Origin of the sequence: Flagellimonas ochracea (assembly GCF_009903685.1) — a bacterium.
Taxonomy (GTDB): domain Bacteria; phylum Bacteroidota; class Bacteroidia; order Flavobacteriales; family Flavobacteriaceae; genus Flagellimonas; species Flagellimonas ochracea.
The window spans coordinates 1-15112 of record NZ_JAAABI010000013.1 but is presented as its reverse complement, the minus strand read 5'-3'; the positions used below and the strand labels follow the sequence as shown (position 1 = coordinate 15112).

Genomic DNA, 15112 nt, shown 5'->3' with positions numbered 1-15112 from the left:
CGGTCTGCCTTTGTCATGTTGCGATTAGATTTTAATTATTGCTAACTTTTTTTTTGAGATGTAAAATACATTCCTATACTCCCAAATCGGAATAAAATCGATGTATTTGATCATCTAATATTCGAATCGTATTATTGAACTTTACACCTTGGTGTAAGTATTACTTTATTTTTCATTCCAAGATCCAGATTGATTCGTCAAAAAACAATCTTCTCTCGGATTCCTTTCCATTGAATAGTCCTTTCTCTGAAATGATTCCCTTTATTCTCTTTTTTCCTGGTGTAGAATATTCGATACCAAATTCAACAATATGATTTAGCTTCAGTCCTGAATCTGCTAACTTCGGATGTGATATTCCATCGTTTTTTAAACTATGCACAGTGTCAAGTTCTAAATCGAAAAAGTTTGAAAATTCTTCCTCCAAATCGCTTACTTCAACTGGTAGCAAAACGTAAACCTCAGAATCTTTACTTATTGCTGGTTGGGCGAGTTCAAACCTTATGCGAGTAACTTCTCCAAGTTTTGTGGTGTCATTTAGGTACATATTGAAGTAATTACCTCCCACTGTATCCCTTTCCTTGTTCACTAACCATATTTGATTGACATAATCTCGCCCGTTAATTTTTAGGAATTCAACAATGCTATCTTTAATAGACTCATTATTTACAGCATATTTCCAAATCCCCGTTCTTTCCAATGAGTCGGATGAAATACTATTTCCCGAATTATTGACAGTGCCATTTTTTTTATCTGTTCTACAAGAGACAACCAGGAGAATTAAAATTAGTGGAAAGAATACTCTCATTAAGTACTTCGTATTACTTACAACTTGTCTATATGGACGTAAAATACATAGAAATACCTCCAAATAGGAATAAATTCGATGGAATAGCAAAGGATACAATTTTGGAATAACAGGGTTCTGAGTTAATCCGATCATGGCCCATATAAATCAAAGGATTCCATTCTCAGAATTTTGAAGCCGATTTTGCTTTTCAATATGATTGAAAATCGCGTTGATTCAATAGTAGCGTATAATGATATTTTTGTTTCTTAGACTTAATTAACTCCATTAGTAAATTGGATGCCCCTGCAACCCATTACATATGAAAAAGATAATATTTGTTTTATCAGCATTATTTTTGAGCTGTAATCCGTTTGAAGGTCTACCTGAACCTTTACAGGGCTACTATAAAAGGCATCAAAAAGAAGCCAGTAGTTTTGAATTGATTTCAGTGACCAGGATAATAGTTCGGGAAGGCAGCTATTATAAGGATATTCCGATTTATGATTCTGACTATCATAAATATCAGGGTGCATTCAAAATACTTCTCGACACGGCTGTTGGGAGACGCATACTTAGAAATAACCCAGTCGCTCAAATAATACAAGTGGAGTACAAATCAAAAAACTACTTGGGAAGAATGGAATTGCAACAAGATTTTTGCGTGGTCGACAATGATAATCATATGTATGGCCGTTATGTAAGCGAAGAAGTAGCCGGTAAAGAAGTTTACTATAAAATCATCAAGTCAGATTATCGAAAGTTGAGGGATAGTATCGCTGAGTTTAGGAGTAAATTTAATATTTACGGGAAGCCCGAAAATCCATGATCAACTATGCAGTTTAGTGTTGGAGAACAGATTTCCATCGAATTTAGTTTTGCAGATTCTTCCATAGCCTTAAGGTTTATGAGGAATTACCCCTGCTGAAGGCTTCCCCTTTTTCCTGACAGTTTGAAAATAGTTTATTTGAACTTTGTTTTGACACAGTTCTTTTTTGTGCTGCGTTTTATTCTCCAAAATCAGTTTCCATCAATTCAGGTACGGTCAGATAAACATTTCTTTTTTCCTGTTTTACATTTCCGTCATTCCATTGTCTCACAAAAGTGATTTGTACTTTTTTATAGTCCGAAGAATTGTTGATTTGCCTTAAAACAAATTCCGCAACTTCTTTTGCTAGTTCAGTTGCAGGTTTTAAAGTCCGATAATCAGTCAAACTTTTTGAATTCAAAAGAACAGCTTGCAACCACATTCGCTCATTAATTTGTTCTTTAGTTTCTTTATCATATCCGTGAACTTGATAAGTTCCGATTTTAGATTCTTCAGCAGAAAAAAGTTCTTTAAGTTTAAATTCAGCTGATTCTTTCGATTCGTTAAATTCTGGTTCAATCACATAACTATAATCTGGTGGCGGCATATTTTTCAATTCCTCAATTGCTTTATAAAGCTTCTGATTACAAGAAATTAAGGTCAGAAATAATATGCCTAAAAATGTTAGTTTAAACAGTTTCATCATCTATTTGAACTTTAATGTATTATGTTTTGAATTTATTGCAATCAGTTCTACAACATATTCTATTCCAGAGCCAGAAAAGTCCACAATCTTGCCTTAACAATTTCACCATTATATCTAGCGGGCTTAACGGATAAATTTTCAGCTGCAGATTGCACGATTTCATTTATGTCATTTGAGTTTGGGTAGGACGTTACATGGATATCCTCAATTTCAGCCTCTTTGTTCACTGTCAAATAGATATAAACTCGACCTTTATAATCAGACTCTAAGGTCATTTCATTTTTTAATAAGTCAGATAATCTGTCCTCGGCACAAATAATTCTTTTCTTTTCAGATTGTCTTTTGGGACAATTGTTTTCAAAAGGCAATTCAGATAAGATTGCATAATGATAGAGTCCTTCACTTTCTTGCTTGAATGGCTTTATTTCCAAATCTGAATCCAAAAAATGCCCTTTCGGAATTTGTGCAAGCCCTAAAAAAGGCAATAAGAGAGTAAGCATTAAAAATTTTAATTTGAGTATGTGCATTTAATCCTATTATTGAACTTTAGTTAGTGTAATTATTCCCCTTTGGCCACATTTTAAAGGGGGATCCGAACAATATTGTTGTAACGCTAGTTTTTCGGATACAAAAAGGATTATCTCCCCTTCTATATCGTTTCTAAAGGCATTTGGATTATCTGTCTTTCTAAAAAAATGTGGATAAGCGTTTAGATCTTTGTTATTTTTATAGAATAAACCGCTATCCACTTTTTGGATGGTAGCGAGAGACCCGTTCGCGCTGGTGAAAGGTTTTGGATTTCCTCTATACATCCCTTCTTCAACACGTCCGTATTGGGTCCACGTAGTGCTAGCTTCCAATTCTGCATATATGTAACCGTCTAGTTTATACCAATTTGGATATACTTGTGTAACTGCTAATAATGTACTAACGATACCTAAAAACAGTCCAAACAAAACATTTAATATTTTCCAGTTTATTTTCATCGTTTATTTGAACTTTATAATGACTATTGCAGTTATCAAAATAATAACAAAAATTGTTGCTAATACATACCTATACTTCGAATCCCTAAGAAAAAATTCTGTTATCAATTCCCGTAATTGCTCCAACATGGTATTGCACCTGTTTCGTATGCAACTTTTTTAAGTTTATCGTCGTCTCTTCCCGTAATGACCACGGTGGCACCTTCTTCAATTAATTTTTTGGCCGTTTCTTTCCCAATTCCAGAGCTTCCTCCCGTAATTAATATTTTCCTATCGTTCACGACTATTTTGATTTCATAGTATGTACTTAGCGGTATTCAAAACCAAATATTCTATTATTAAATATTAATGAGCAGTAGGGCTTTTTCCCTACTGCCCAATAGATTAAACCAATTTTTGATCGCCATCTATGGCTTTTAGTGCGTTGCGTATTTTAGTTTTTGGCAACAGTCAATAAATGCCCCATTTGCAATGTTTCTTTAATTAAAGAAGATTGGATGGGTTCTACTTTTTCATTGTAATCTCTAACACCGTAGTCAATACCTGCAACAACCCTTTCGCTTCTGGTACCTTTTTCTGCTTCTACAAGAGCCGCTATCTCATCAACAACTAATTGAGGACTTGGAGCGTCTTCACTAGCGTAAAAGCCTTCAAAGTTTTTCAACATGGCATGAGGTACTTCTTTATGGTCCCCGTAAGCATTGAATACCTCTTGATTTGCTTCTTTAGGTCCCGTGAAAAGTAGGTTGGTTCCAAACGGTCCAGGCTCGACAATGCTAACCTCAACACCAAAAGGAGCGACTTCGTATCTTAAGGATTGTGAATATGCTTCAACGGCATGCTTACTTGCACAATAGATTCCAAAATAGGGGAAGGCCAATCTTCCTGCCAGTGAGGTTACATTCACAATTAGCCCGTCTTCTTGCTTTCTCATGTGGGGTAATACAGCATTTGTGGTGCGTAAGATTCCAAAGAAATTGGTTTCAAATTGTTCCTTGGCTTGTTCTATGCTGTATGCTTCTGTTATCCCTACAAACATATACCCTGCATTGTTGATCAAGTGGTCGATTTTACCATCAACTTCAATAATGGATTGAATTGCTTTTGAAACAGATGCATCATCATTTACATCCATATCAATTACTGAAATCGCAAGGTTCTCTTCCATGGCAATATTGAACAACTCCTCTTTTTTTGAAGCGTTTTTGGTTCCGCTGTTCCTCATGGTAGCCCAAACTTTATAGCCTTTACGGGCTAAATCAAGAGTTGTTAAATAGCCAAACCCACTACTACTTCCGGTAATTACTACTGTTCTTTTGTTTTCTGATTTGTTCATTTTTATTTATTTAAAATTATTAAAATTAGACCAGTCTACTACACTAATTAAAAAAAATTATAAGATGTATTTGTCCAAAAAATGGATAAACGTTTTAATAGAATCAACACTTTTAGATGATTTCATTCGAAGTAAAGTGCCCTCCCAAGTTGTGAGTACCAGATCACTTAAAATCTTGGCAGATTCATCTGTTTTTATATACCCTTTTTCTTGTCCTTCCCGTATACAGTTTTCGAATGTTTCTTGCCAGTTAGAGAATTCGTTTGCCACCGAAGTACTAAAAGACTCTGAAAAATCAGATAGTTCGGCACTACAATTTCCTAATAGACATCCTTCCTTAAATTCATTGGATTCGAAATCATTTTGTCTATCCTCAAAAAAAGAAATAATTCTTTCCTTAGGATTTTTACTTTCGTCATTCAAATAACTGTTTAGAAGAAATAAGCTTTTTTTTGAATAATGTTCAATTACCTGTAAACCAAAATCTTCCTTGCTCTTAAAATAATAATAAAAGGAACCTTTAGGAATATTGGCTTCGCTCAAAATCTTATTCAGGCCAACGCTATGGTAGCCATGTTTGAGCATTAAGTTTGTGCCTATATCTAAAATACGTTCTATTGTTTCAGTTTTCATTTATGAATATTAGACCAGTCGGCTACAAAGATAATAATAGATTTGAAATCGCAAAGTTTTATTTGGATCTTTATTGTTGCCAATGGTTTTGTGTAAGTCAAATAACCTGTTCTTAATCACTAAATTTCAAACTTGATACAATAAAATGATCAAGTTTTGTAAAAATTTAAGTTGTTCAAAAATCAGGTCATTAAGTTTCTTTTCTTGTCAAAAGCAATCATTGCCTCTGCCGTAGCTTTGGAGGAGGCTGGATTTTGCCCTGTAACCAAATGATTATCGATAACAACATGGGAACTAAAATTATCTCCTTTGCTGTATAGGGCTCCCAACTCCCTTAACCTAGTCTCCAAAAGGAACGGCACAATCTCCTGTGCGTTGACCGCATTCTCCTCATCATCCGAAAACGCCGTCAGATTTTTTCCTTTTACCAGGGCTCTTCCTTTCGAATTTTGAAGATCCACCAGAGCAGCTACACCGTGGCAAATTGCTCCGATGACCTTACCTCGCCTGTAAAACTCGTACAAAATTTTTGTTAAGAGCTCATTTCCTATAAAGTCCCACATGGGGCCATGGCCGCCTGGGAGATATACTTGCAGATATTGATTTACATCCAATTCGTCCAATTTTAGACTTTTTTGCAATTGTTCCATCGCAACACGGTCGTTCTTAAATTTAATAGTGTCCGCTGTTTGCCATTCCTTAGTTTCGCTAATAGGATCAATAGGAATCTTACTACCCAAAATGGACGCTATCTCAACCTTGAACCCCGCTTCTTTAAAGATATAGTAAGGTGTTGCCACTTCTTCCAACCAAACTCCGGTTTTCATTCCAGAACTTCCAAAATCACTATGTGATGTGGTTATAAATAGAATCTTTTTTCTTTCCATTTTGTAGATTTTTAGAGCCAAAAAAATGGCGTCCTGATATTTATAGACTTTTTTTTGTTCAAAAGTTGAATCATTTTGCTGGCAACCTCTGTTGCGGAAGCAGGGTTTTGGCCAGTTACAAGATTGTCCTCCACTATTGAAAAGGCTTCAAATGGTTTGGTATGGCTAAAGATCGCCCCTTGTTTTGCCAATTCGTCCTCAAGCATGAAAGGAATGACATCACCAAGCATATGGTTGTCAAGAGCTTCTTCTTCCCTGGTAAAGGCATTTACTCTTTTTCCATACAGCAGATTGCTTCCATTGGACAAGGTCACATTTAACAGTGCCACTGGTCCATGGCACAGAGCTCCAATTGGACGTCCGCTTTCATAAAACATTTTTATTATTTCCTTTACAGTTGGATTGGACACCATATCCGTCATTGGACCAAGACCCCCCGGAAAAAATATGGCATCATAGGCATCAGCATTGATATCGGACAATTTATGGCTAAAGTTCAACCGTTTAAATCCGTTTCCGTTTCTGAATGTCTTGCTCTGTTCGTGGGTTTCGTCATAACCAACAAATGGCGGGGTCCCACCAAGAATGCTTGCAAAATCAACTGCAAAATCGTTATCCACAAATTTTAAATAAGGATCGGCCACTTCGGAAAACTCGTACCCCGCAGGATATTTGCCTATACCGGTCGTGTTAGTACTGGTAACAATAAATAGTATAGTTTTCATTTAATTATTGATTTATGGTAAATTGGAACCATGGCTGCTTTGAAAATTTGCACGTACCATGGTTCCAAACTGTTTATGTTCAATTACTGTTTTAAGGAGTACGCAAGGGTGATTAAGGCATCAGCCAGTTCCTTAGGTGCGGTTTCCAATGGGACGTGCCCACGTTCCAAGGTCACTGATTCACTAATGCCTAATTTTTCCTGTCCCAATCTTTGGGCCTTCAGTGAAATCACCTTATCCAAGGTAGTTTCAATGTAGGCTTTTGGGACCCTGCCAAAATTCGAATCGGTGGTTTTGACTTTCTCAAAGAAGGGCTTGGTTGCCTGCACGACAAGCTTGGGCAGTACCTGGTCGATTTGTTCTTCTGTGGCACCTGTAAATATGACCTCCAAAATGGTCTCCTTACTCATCGTTGCCGTACTTTTATCATCTGAGAAAATAAGGTTCTCCAGAAACTCGCTCCCCCCATCTTCTTCAAAGACTTCAACCGCTGTTTTTCCGTCATATGGAAGGGCCGAGGCAACGTATATCAATTTTTCGATACTATCTGGCATTTCCTCAGCCACTTGGGAAATAACAAAGCCGGCAAAACTGTGCCCGACAAGAATCACTGGCTTGCCTATCCTTACCAGTTCTTCTTTAACACGGCTGACGTACAACTCCAGATTAATCTCTGAAACGTCGGTTTGGTCATCACCATGTCCCGGTAAATCAATTGAGATAACTTTGTGACCTTCCTTCTCAAGGTGGTCTGTAGTCTGTTCCCATGACCATGCACCTTCCCATGCACCATGGATCAATAAAAATGTTTTGTTTGAATTTTTCATTGTTTATGTAATTAATAATTGTTTTAATCTGGGGACAAAGTTGGGTCATCAGGTTTCCCTAAAAGTTGTCAAATGACAACCTTTTGGGAATAATGCATTTTATTTGCCTGGAGACTAAGAACCTCCCAAGATTGTCACGTGGGATTCAAAAAAACACTCCACCCGAAGGATGGAGTGTTAAATAAATAAGGTCGAAAGGCAGTTTATCCCATGGAAATGGCACTGAGCAACTCTTCGTTGGTCATGGCAACACCATCTAGGTTCCAACCGCCGTCAACAGCGTGAACTACGTTTACATAGATGTTGTCCTTGGGCTGCACCTTGCCGGAGAGCTGAAAGATAATTTCAGTAACCTCTGCAAAATGCTTTTTGATGACGGCCTGGTCTGACAACGCGAACGACGGTACTTTCCATTCAGCCCATGCTCCCTTGAATTCCTTTCCGCCTGAAAAGGAGAGTCCTTTGGGCACTATGTGCACATTTGCGGTAACGTTGGGTGTCATTACGGTGTTTCCGGTTAAACCGTGGGTTCTCAATAAGGAATCGGTAATTTGCTTTACGGCTTCCTTCTCTGTTCCTGAGGGTAAAACGCCCTCCGTCAATGTTAATGTTAAAGGCATATTTATTGGTTTTAAGCTGTGAACTTCATTGTCCATCAACACTGCAAATATCCGCTGGCTTTACAGCCTGAAAGTTGTCCTATGACAACGCTTTTGAGAAATTTGAAGAGTCTTTTAAATCTCAAGGAAAGGTTGTTTTAGCCCAATTAAAATCCACCCCTAACAGAAAAGAGGTCAACAATAAGTGAAGAGTTTTTTACCGAAAAGAGGGCTATAGTTTGGCCCTAAGCTTGCTCAACGTAGAGTTGGTCATCCCCAAGTATGAGGCCACGGCCTTGCTTGAGATTCTGGTCAAAAGTTTGGGTTCATGTTCCATGACCCATCTGAGCTTGTCTATACCCTCCATACCCAAAAAACTATAAATCCGCATTTGTGAGTGGATGAATGCAAATTCTATGAACTGGTGGTACACTTTAGCGAAGGCTGGAACCGTATTTACCAGTTCGTAAAAATCCTTTCTGTTGATTGCCAACAATTCGGAAGGTTCTAGGGAAACCAAACAGTCACGTGATGGTTTTTGAAGCATAAAACTTGTGTTGGCCGAAATGATACTTTCCTCCAAAGCGAAGTAACCCGTTATTTCATTCCCTTTTTCATCAATCTCATAAAGTCTTAGGCAACCTCTCTTTATAAAATAAAAATGGTTGCAGACTTGACCAATGTTACAAAGCATTTCATTCCTTACGGTTTGAACGGGCTTAAAGCGACTTGTTATCTCATCAAGGGTTTTCTGGTCAACTGCATCTACTGATTTTATATAGTTTTCAAGTTCCGTAAACATTTTCCAAATCTTTTTATGGCCCAAAAATAAAAATATTGGGGAATGCAAATGTTGTCATATGACAACGATTACCATTGGATTTTTAAGAACATTTGTGGTGACCGTTACATGGGATTCAAGGGGGTGGCACCAAGACATTTTGTTGAGCCTCAACTATCTTAAGGGTGTTTGGCTATATCTGGCTAAACGGTAAAAATTTTTGCCTGTAACAAAAGGTATAGAACATCGTCTAAACTGAAATCAATCATCGAAACTATGAATACAAGAAAAAAAACAGCGAGGCTGGCAGGGCTTTATTATTTGTTCAATGTTGTTTTGAGTGTCCTTTACATGGAATATATTCCATCTTTAATTCCGGTTTGGAACAATCCTGAGAGCACCTTGGAAAACCTAATAAATCACGAAACCTTATTTAGGGTTGGAATTCTTCTGGGTATTGCGGTCCATATAAGTTTTATTTTGCTTCCCATCACCTTGCATAAATTGCTTGGACATATAAACAAGCACTTTGCATTGATGATGGTTGTGTTTGCTCTCATTAGTGTTCCCATTTCTTTTACTTTACTAATTGATCAATATGAGTTGCTCGGTATTTTTAAGGACTATGGTACCATGGACCTAATCGGACAAAGGGAAGCTGGTCTGGAGGTGCTAACCTTTTATGAAACACTCTATGATGGGTTCTTGCTATGTCAAACCTATTGGGGCCTTTGGTTGTTCCCTTTTGGTTATTTGGTATTTAAATCAGGTTTTCTGCCGAAATTCTTGGGCATCGCGTTGATGCTGGGGTGCATCACTTACATGATTGACATTATAGGCTCTACCTTGTTTGCCAATTACCATGAACATGTGGATACCATGACTCTTATTATTCCTGCAGCTATTGGGGAAATCGGGATATGTTTGTGGCTTTTAATTATTGGCACAAAGGATAATATCAAATTCTAATAAAGTAATTGATGCGTTTTTCGGTGAGTATTCAGCTCTTCAATTTACAAAACGCTGAAAATAAACCAAAATATAAGAATAGTTCAGTCCACTTTTAGTTGAAGATTTACACCTGGAAGGTGTGGAATAATAGAAAGTCACCAAGAAATTTAAACGAAAGTTTGAAGATGAAAATAATAGGAATGGATATCATCTATTATTCGAATCGTTTATTTGAACTTGTTGTAAGAAAGGTTGTTATTTTTCAAGATATTTAATTTTACGCCATTTTTCGTCAATAATTGTTTTCGCAACCTCAATGATCCTAGCTTTATTTTGGCCTTCGGTTGCAGAAGTACGATTTATTTGAGCATCTGCAAGACTTACTAGAAGAGTATTCATCTGTTTCAAGGATTCTGTATCTTGACCGTCTTCAAATAACAGCAGCATTAACTCGCTCAATAACTGTTTGTATCTATTAAGGTCTTGTTTAATTTCTCGGATACCATCCCTCAAAAATTGAGCGCTTTCTATAGATAAAAACTCTTGAGATAGCTTTTCTGGTAAGTCTGGTTGGTTATAATAACTTTTTTCATCCCAGTCAATTCGAGTCATAAGGGACATGAGTTCTGCAATCTTGTCACGAAACTCTTTTAGCCATTCCTTGCGTTTATCAGCAAGATGAACTCGTCGATTACGCCTATTTGATACCCCAGTAGATATGAGCACTGCTATGCCCAAAGCTAATGTGCCAATTCCTATTGCTAATTCACTGAATTCCAAAACCCATTCATATTCATGTGGACTCGAAAACATATTAACTCATTAATCGTTTTTTTGAACTTTGATAACAGTTTAGGCTATGGCCAGGTGTATTAAAGCGCAAACCATTCCAAGGATTATTAATTCAAATCTAATGTAGGAAAATAAACCAAGTATTTGCTGGCGATTGGCTATAGGCTTTGTTGTAGGTAGTTTTAATTGCCCCAATCAATAACGTAACTACTATTTTCTATTTCGCGGATAAAATCTAACTCAGGGGAAATTTGATTACCATTTTCATCAAAAAACTCCCATTTATTGGTCACAAAACCTGCCTTAATATAATCACCACCTTCACAACTCGTTTCAATTTTCTTTCTCCGGATCCTAAACTTTCCCTTGGCTTTTATTTGACCATTAGTGTGATAATAAATCCACTCGCCTACTTTATAACTATAGTTCATATCACAGGTTCCTCCGGTACAGCACTGAACGAAAAAGTCAGACTCGTATTTGCCTCTTGCTTTTATTTTTAGTTTTTCATAGAATTCTTCCCAAATGCCCATTCTCGCTCGATGGTAAGGTTCATATTCCGAATCATAACTACCCTGTTCTTTTATCCATCCAGAGTCATAGTTTATTATTCCCAAACTAATTTTTGGAGTTTCCGAATTTTGCCTTGAGGATTTGCAACTGATCAATAAAAGTATAGAAAGTAAGATGAGTCTTTTCTGCATTCTATTAAAATTACCTGCAACTTGTTTATATAAGCATAAAATACATCTGTATAGGCCCATTTCGGTTGGTGATCGATGTATTTGATCAACTATTATTCGAATCGTTTATTTGAACTTTAGTAACGGTCTCGTATAACCGTCAGTTACGGTTTTTAAGGTATTAATTTTTCGGTCAGGAAGGGGTTGTTGTGAGCCCCCCTGTTTATTTAACCAACTATCCCGTAATTGCGGTTATACATTGTTGTAGGGCGTTTTTATTCTCAATATATAGTGTCATCTGTTAGGTGAAATTGTTTTTTGTGGTCAAAACTAAAAGTTCGATGGATTTCGTGTTTTAAACTCAAGAAACTCAAATCCATTTCATCAAATACTTCTCTTATTTTTCTCTTACATTTTCTAACTTCTGATTTTTCTTCTAAGAAATGTTTAAGACCAAGTGAATTCTTCAACTTGGGTTTGTCGTATTTGGAAACTCGAATTTTTTTAATCTTTCCATTCTTGCCAAAAACTAATCGATAATCTTCAAAACAATCAATTTCAACAAGTTCAATGTCTAGGTTATCCAATCTAGACTTTAAATAATTGTCTACAGTGTCTTTAATTCCTTTTAGATAATCCCGCCTGGGCTTATCTTGATTCCAACCTGCAGATTCTTTATCCGTCAGTTTGTACATTAACCTATATCCATCTCGAGAGTAAGTTTTCCCTTTTGGTAGTTTATTTTGGAAGCTCGAGTAAAGCGAATCCAAGTGGAATACTTTTTTAAGTAATTGGTGATTATCTACTATTATAGATTTAAAGGATAACGAATCATCTTGACTCCAGGGACAGTAGTATTCTTGACTTTTGAATTTTTGATTAATTTTCTGTTGAATATGAATATAACTACAATGCAGAAAATTGTTATTCCAATTTGGGATTAAACTATCAGTGGGGAAGTTTAAGAGTTTGGAAGAATTTAAAGAGTCGATTACATACTTGACTTTTATTTTATCTAAATCGATTTTTTGAAAAACTTCTTGTCTTGCTACATTACTTTCATAGTCTTGCCCTTTAACTTTTTCCGAACCATATTCAGTGATTACGTTGGTAAGTACTCCCATATAATTTACTCCATCGGTCGAAAATAGGTCAATTAATTGTCCTGTTAGCGAAATGCGTAAGTGGATTTTCTTTTTTGAAGAGTTGATTGGTTCCAGACCATAATAGAAACTGTCTATTTGGGATTTGGTAGCAGTTCTCCAGGAATAGTTTTTGTTGGTTTTTTTGTATAATATTTCTTGGCTGTTAACTACAGGTGAAAGTATTATTGATAATATGAATACTAAACATCTTCTCATTTTAATTTATTACTGCCAAATGCCCTACAACTTGTTTATATAAGGAACTTTCTTGGGCATATACTTCCAATTAGGCCGGCTATACACAAGTTTCGGTTTATTTCATTGGGGTTATTCATCATCGTTTATCTGAACTTTATGATGACTATTGCAGTTATCAATATCACAACAAAAATTCCTGCAACAATATAACTCCACTTTGTATTCCCCTGGAAGAATTCCGCTATTAATTCAAATATATTCTCAATCATCGTTTTATTGAACTTTTGTTAAACTAATCGGGAACATAATAGCAAACTAGTCGACCATTGTTTTTTACCGCAACAAGCCCTAGACCCTTCTTATAATATCTAGTGTCTTTTTGTCCACTTCCATATGCCATTTCTATGACCAATAAATCCGTAAGTTTTCCTTTTGGGGTTTTTAAGGTGGCTCCCACCTTTCTCACTGTACCATTCGCAGTTGTTTCACCTTCAACAGGGTTTATACTGAAAAAGGGAACATGCGTCTTTTTAACCTCGTTAAAATAGTAAACGGTATCATTCGATTTACGATAGTACATGTTAATGGTCTCGTCAGGTGGAAAAATCTGAGCCGCCTGAGTATAGGTTTCACCCTCAAAAGTGATTGTATCCTTAATAACTTCTCGGTATTTATTCTTATACCATGTCAAAGTCTTACTTATTCCTTTTACTAGTGGAAAATAGCTGTCTTTTTCGGAGATACTGTTCTGACCAAAAGTTATTGTGCAAAACATTAATGCGGCACTTGTGAAAATGGTTTTTGTCATATCGTTTATTTGAACTTTGATTAAGCGCAGCTACAAATTATAGCCATTGTTGTACTGCGTTTTTAATTCCTTTGATATTTGAAATAATAGGTTAATTCTAAACCAATTCCGACACTCAATTCCGAAAAAGCGCTCACATTTCTGTATTTCACGAATGCATTTATTTTTTGGCCGAAGCTTTTTCTGACTTCTGTCTGAAAATCAATCAAATTCTTATAAAAACCAACTCTTCCTGAAACTAATAAATTTAAGGGGTTTGAAATCCAAGTTTGCGCGCCTAACTCTATTCCAGAATTTGATATGTGATCAGTGAATTCATTTCTTTTCAAGTCGATATGGCTATAACCTATTTTAAGGTTAAAATTATAAATTGGCCATGTGGTTTCGACTGCATAAGCCTTAAGGTCAAAACCATTACCTAATAGCGCTCTGCTATAATAAAAGTCGAAATCAGCTCCGTAACCTTTGTCATTAATTCTAACATGATGCAATCCTGTATTGACTTTCAAAAATTGATTTTCCTTAAAATTGGCCTGGTAGCCGATACTAGTTTTTAGTCCAACAGAACCGCCAAACACAGGCAAGGAAAAATCGAATTGCCCGCCAACAGGGTTATTAATTAGGCCACTTAGTAGATAAATGCCAATTTTTTGATCCCAAGCTTCATATATTACGAACTCTTTCATTACGATGTCAAGTGTAGTAAGTCCATTTGTAGGCAATTCTTGGTCTACAAATCCGATATAAGAAAAAGAAAGAACAGCGGTAGTATCATTAACTGTCAATTTATATAAGCCATCAAAGTCCGTCGTTGTTGAGTTTACAGTTCCTTTGACTTTTACCATCACACCTGGAATTGGGGTATTTTTTTGGTCAGTAACAGTCCCTTTGATTCTAATTTGACCCCAACTAAGAGTTGAACTCATTGTCAGGCTCAAAATCAGCAACAGGGTTTTAATCAAATTCAAAATATTTCTTTAAATGCAGTACAACGCAGGGCTAAACGGAGTTACGTTCAGCACGGAGCGTATTTAAATTTATTTAAATATAGTGAAGTGCGGGTGAACCTGGCCAAATTACTTTTAGCCTCTTGATGGCGTACGTTTATTCCACACGTACTGCGGTCAAAGCTGGTTGATTAGGTCTTCGCGCCGTAATCAAAGTGATTTGGTTTGGCCCTGCGATGGAGTACATTTCCCATGGGGCGGGGCTTTGCATTTTTTTTGCAAAGTATAGCAACATGGGTCAGCTTTGGCTGAATGTACTCCATCTTGTTTATATACATGTAATATACATCTCTATACACCCAAAATAGGATAAAATCGATGTATTCGATAATCGTTTATTTGAACTTTTCTTAATTATTGTATGACTTTTGCATTGGTCATTATTAAATCATGCTCAATTCCCGAATCTTCAATTTCACCTTTCACCTTTATTGGTTTGATTTCATCCAGATTAAT

Annotated in this window: 20 protein-coding genes; 3 read left to right on the top strand and 17 right to left on the bottom strand. The window is 36.4% G+C overall.

What is annotated here, in order from left to right:
• Nucleotides 1–172: 172 nt before the first annotated feature.
• A complete protein-coding gene (locus tag GTQ34_RS16400; RefSeq protein ID WP_166524897.1) occupies nt 173–805 on the bottom strand; it encodes a hypothetical protein in 633 nt (210 codons plus the stop codon).
• Nucleotides 806–1106: 301 nt separating this feature from the next.
• Here GTQ34_RS16400 and GTQ34_RS16395 point away from each other — a divergent pair, with 301 nt between their 5' ends.
• The gene (locus tag GTQ34_RS16395; protein ID WP_166524896.1) at nt 1107–1613 is read left to right on the top strand and encodes a hypothetical protein; all 507 of its coding nucleotides are present in this window, start codon (nt 1107–1109) and stop codon (nt 1611–1613) included.
• Between the two features lie 178 nt (nt 1614–1791).
• Here the strand turns inward: GTQ34_RS16395 and GTQ34_RS16390 are convergent, their stop codons facing one another.
• From GTQ34_RS16390 to GTQ34_RS16340, 11 genes are all read right to left on the bottom strand, one after another.
• Nucleotides 1792–2298 carry a hypothetical protein gene (locus tag GTQ34_RS16390; protein WP_166524895.1) on the bottom strand — a complete coding sequence of 169 codons (507 nt, stop codon included), beginning with the start codon at nt 2296–2298 and terminating at the stop codon, nt 1792–1794.
• A 59-nt stretch (nt 2299–2357) separates the two neighbouring features.
• On the bottom strand, nt 2358–2798 hold the full coding sequence (locus tag GTQ34_RS16385) for an energy transducer TonB (protein WP_166524894.1): 441 nt from the start codon (nt 2796–2798) through the stop codon (nt 2358–2360).
• A 36-nt stretch (nt 2799–2834) separates the two neighbouring features.
• A complete protein-coding gene (locus GTQ34_RS16380) occupies nt 2835–3284 on the bottom strand; it encodes a hypothetical protein (RefSeq protein ID WP_166524893.1) in 450 nt (149 codons plus the stop codon).
• 104 nt (nt 3285–3388) lie between these two features.
• Entirely contained in the window at nt 3389–3565 is a 177-nt protein-coding gene (locus tag GTQ34_RS16850) for an SDR family NAD(P)-dependent oxidoreductase (protein ID WP_208103914.1), read from the bottom strand.
• A gap of 152 nt (nt 3566–3717) precedes the next feature.
• Nucleotides 3718–4620, bottom strand: a complete 903-nt coding sequence (locus GTQ34_RS16370; RefSeq protein WP_166524892.1) for an SDR family oxidoreductase — start codon at nt 4618–4620, stop codon at nt 3718–3720.
• 57 nt (nt 4621–4677) lie between these two features.
• On the bottom strand, nt 4678–5253 hold the full coding sequence (locus GTQ34_RS16365; RefSeq protein WP_166524891.1) for a TetR/AcrR family transcriptional regulator: 576 nt from the start codon (nt 5251–5253) through the stop codon (nt 4678–4680).
• A gap of 182 nt (nt 5254–5435) precedes the next feature.
• Nucleotides 5436–6140, bottom strand: a complete 705-nt coding sequence (locus GTQ34_RS16360; protein ID WP_166524890.1) for a type 1 glutamine amidotransferase domain-containing protein — start codon at nt 6138–6140, stop codon at nt 5436–5438.
• 11 nt (nt 6141–6151) lie between these two features.
• On the bottom strand, nt 6152–6865 hold the full coding sequence (locus tag GTQ34_RS16355; protein ID WP_166524889.1) for a type 1 glutamine amidotransferase domain-containing protein: 714 nt from the start codon (nt 6863–6865) through the stop codon (nt 6152–6154).
• An 83-nt stretch (nt 6866–6948) separates the two neighbouring features.
• Nucleotides 6949–7692, bottom strand: coding sequence for an alpha/beta fold hydrolase (locus tag GTQ34_RS16350; RefSeq protein WP_166524888.1), 744 nt, complete (start codon nt 7690–7692; stop codon nt 6949–6951).
• A 203-nt stretch (nt 7693–7895) separates the two neighbouring features.
• Nucleotides 7896–8312 carry a 4-oxalocrotonate tautomerase gene (locus tag GTQ34_RS16345; protein ID WP_166524887.1) on the bottom strand — a complete coding sequence of 139 codons (417 nt, stop codon included), beginning with the start codon at nt 8310–8312 and terminating at the stop codon, nt 7896–7898.
• 211 nt (nt 8313–8523) lie between these two features.
• On the bottom strand, nt 8524–9093 hold the full coding sequence (locus GTQ34_RS16340) for a Crp/Fnr family transcriptional regulator (protein ID WP_166524886.1): 570 nt from the start codon (nt 9091–9093) through the stop codon (nt 8524–8526).
• Between the two features lie 58 nt (nt 9094–9151).
• Between GTQ34_RS16340 and GTQ34_RS16895 the strand changes: the two genes are divergently transcribed.
• Both GTQ34_RS16895 and GTQ34_RS16335 read left to right on the top strand, forming a co-directional pair.
• Nucleotides 9152–9286, top strand: a complete 135-nt coding sequence (locus GTQ34_RS16895) for a hypothetical protein (RefSeq protein ID WP_262885629.1) — start codon at nt 9152–9154, stop codon at nt 9284–9286.
• 62 nt (nt 9287–9348) lie between these two features.
• Complete coding sequence (locus tag GTQ34_RS16335) at nt 9349–10041, top strand: DUF4386 domain-containing protein (protein ID WP_166524885.1); 693 nt, start codon at nt 9349–9351, stop codon at nt 10039–10041.
• A gap of 237 nt (nt 10042–10278) precedes the next feature.
• Here GTQ34_RS16335 and GTQ34_RS16330 read toward each other — a convergent pair whose 3' ends face one another.
• From GTQ34_RS16330 to GTQ34_RS16310, 5 genes are all read right to left on the bottom strand, one after another.
• Nucleotides 10279–10803: a hypothetical protein gene (locus GTQ34_RS16330; RefSeq protein WP_166524884.1), complete on the bottom strand. Its 525-nt coding sequence runs from the start codon at nt 10801–10803 to the stop codon at nt 10279–10281.
• A gap of 194 nt (nt 10804–10997) precedes the next feature.
• Complete coding sequence (locus tag GTQ34_RS16325; protein ID WP_166524883.1) at nt 10998–11519, bottom strand: hypothetical protein; 522 nt, start codon at nt 11517–11519, stop codon at nt 10998–11000.
• Nucleotides 11520–11779: 260 nt separating this feature from the next.
• Nucleotides 11780–12859 carry a hypothetical protein gene (locus tag GTQ34_RS16320; RefSeq protein WP_166524882.1) on the bottom strand — a complete coding sequence of 360 codons (1080 nt, stop codon included), beginning with the start codon at nt 12857–12859 and terminating at the stop codon, nt 11780–11782.
• A gap of 274 nt (nt 12860–13133) precedes the next feature.
• Complete coding sequence (locus tag GTQ34_RS16315) at nt 13134–13649, bottom strand: hypothetical protein (protein ID WP_166524881.1); 516 nt, start codon at nt 13647–13649, stop codon at nt 13134–13136.
• Between the two features lie 62 nt (nt 13650–13711).
• Nucleotides 13712–14611 carry a carboxypeptidase-like regulatory domain-containing protein gene (locus GTQ34_RS16310; protein ID WP_166524880.1) on the bottom strand — a complete coding sequence of 300 codons (900 nt, stop codon included), beginning with the start codon at nt 14609–14611 and terminating at the stop codon, nt 13712–13714.
• Nucleotides 14612–15112: the final 501 nt, after the last annotated feature.

What these genes read in the sequence shown, in the direction of transcription:
- GTQ34_RS16315 (WP_166524881.1), bottom strand. Translation starts at nt 13,649, where the DNA reads ATGACAAAAACCATTTTCACAAGTGCCGCATTAATGTTTTGCACAATA.
- GTQ34_RS16355 (WP_166524889.1), bottom strand. Translation starts at nt 6,865, where the DNA reads ATGAAAACTATACTATTTATTGTTACCAGTACTAACACGACCGGTATA.
- GTQ34_RS16340 (WP_166524886.1), bottom strand. Translation starts at nt 9,093, where the DNA reads ATGTTTACGGAACTTGAAAACTATATAAAATCAGTAGATGCAGTTGAC.
- GTQ34_RS16360 (WP_166524890.1), bottom strand. Translation starts at nt 6,140, where the DNA reads ATGGAAAGAAAAAAGATTCTATTTATAACCACATCACATAGTGATTTT.
- GTQ34_RS16345 (WP_166524887.1), bottom strand. Translation starts at nt 8,312, where the DNA reads ATGCCTTTAACATTAACATTGACGGAGGGCGTTTTACCCTCAGGAACA.
- GTQ34_RS16335 (WP_166524885.1), top strand. Translation starts at nt 9,349, where the DNA reads ATGAATACAAGAAAAAAAACAGCGAGGCTGGCAGGGCTTTATTATTTG.
- GTQ34_RS16365 (WP_166524891.1), bottom strand. Translation starts at nt 5,253, where the DNA reads ATGAAAACTGAAACAATAGAACGTATTTTAGATATAGGCACAAACTTA.
- GTQ34_RS16390 (WP_166524895.1), bottom strand. Translation starts at nt 2,298, where the DNA reads ATGATGAAACTGTTTAAACTAACATTTTTAGGCATATTATTTCTGACC.
- GTQ34_RS16385 (WP_166524894.1), bottom strand. Translation starts at nt 2,798, where the DNA reads ATGCTTACTCTCTTATTGCCTTTTTTAGGGCTTGCACAAATTCCGAAA.
- GTQ34_RS16400 (WP_166524897.1), bottom strand. Translation starts at nt 805, where the DNA reads ATGAGAGTATTCTTTCCACTAATTTTAATTCTCCTGGTTGTCTCTTGT.
- GTQ34_RS16395 (WP_166524896.1), top strand. Translation starts at nt 1,107, where the DNA reads ATGAAAAAGATAATATTTGTTTTATCAGCATTATTTTTGAGCTGTAAT.
- GTQ34_RS16350 (WP_166524888.1), bottom strand. Translation starts at nt 7,692, where the DNA reads ATGAAAAATTCAAACAAAACATTTTTATTGATCCATGGTGCATGGGAA.
- GTQ34_RS16380 (WP_166524893.1), bottom strand. Translation starts at nt 3,284, where the DNA reads ATGAAAATAAACTGGAAAATATTAAATGTTTTGTTTGGACTGTTTTTA.
- GTQ34_RS16370 (WP_166524892.1), bottom strand. Translation starts at nt 4,620, where the DNA reads ATGAACAAATCAGAAAACAAAAGAACAGTAGTAATTACCGGAAGTAGT.
- GTQ34_RS16895 (WP_262885629.1), top strand. Translation starts at nt 9,152, where the DNA reads ATGACAACGATTACCATTGGATTTTTAAGAACATTTGTGGTGACCGTT.
- GTQ34_RS16325 (WP_166524883.1), bottom strand. Translation starts at nt 11,519, where the DNA reads ATGCAGAAAAGACTCATCTTACTTTCTATACTTTTATTGATCAGTTGC.
- GTQ34_RS16320 (WP_166524882.1), bottom strand. Translation starts at nt 12,859, where the DNA reads ATGAGAAGATGTTTAGTATTCATATTATCAATAATACTTTCACCTGTA.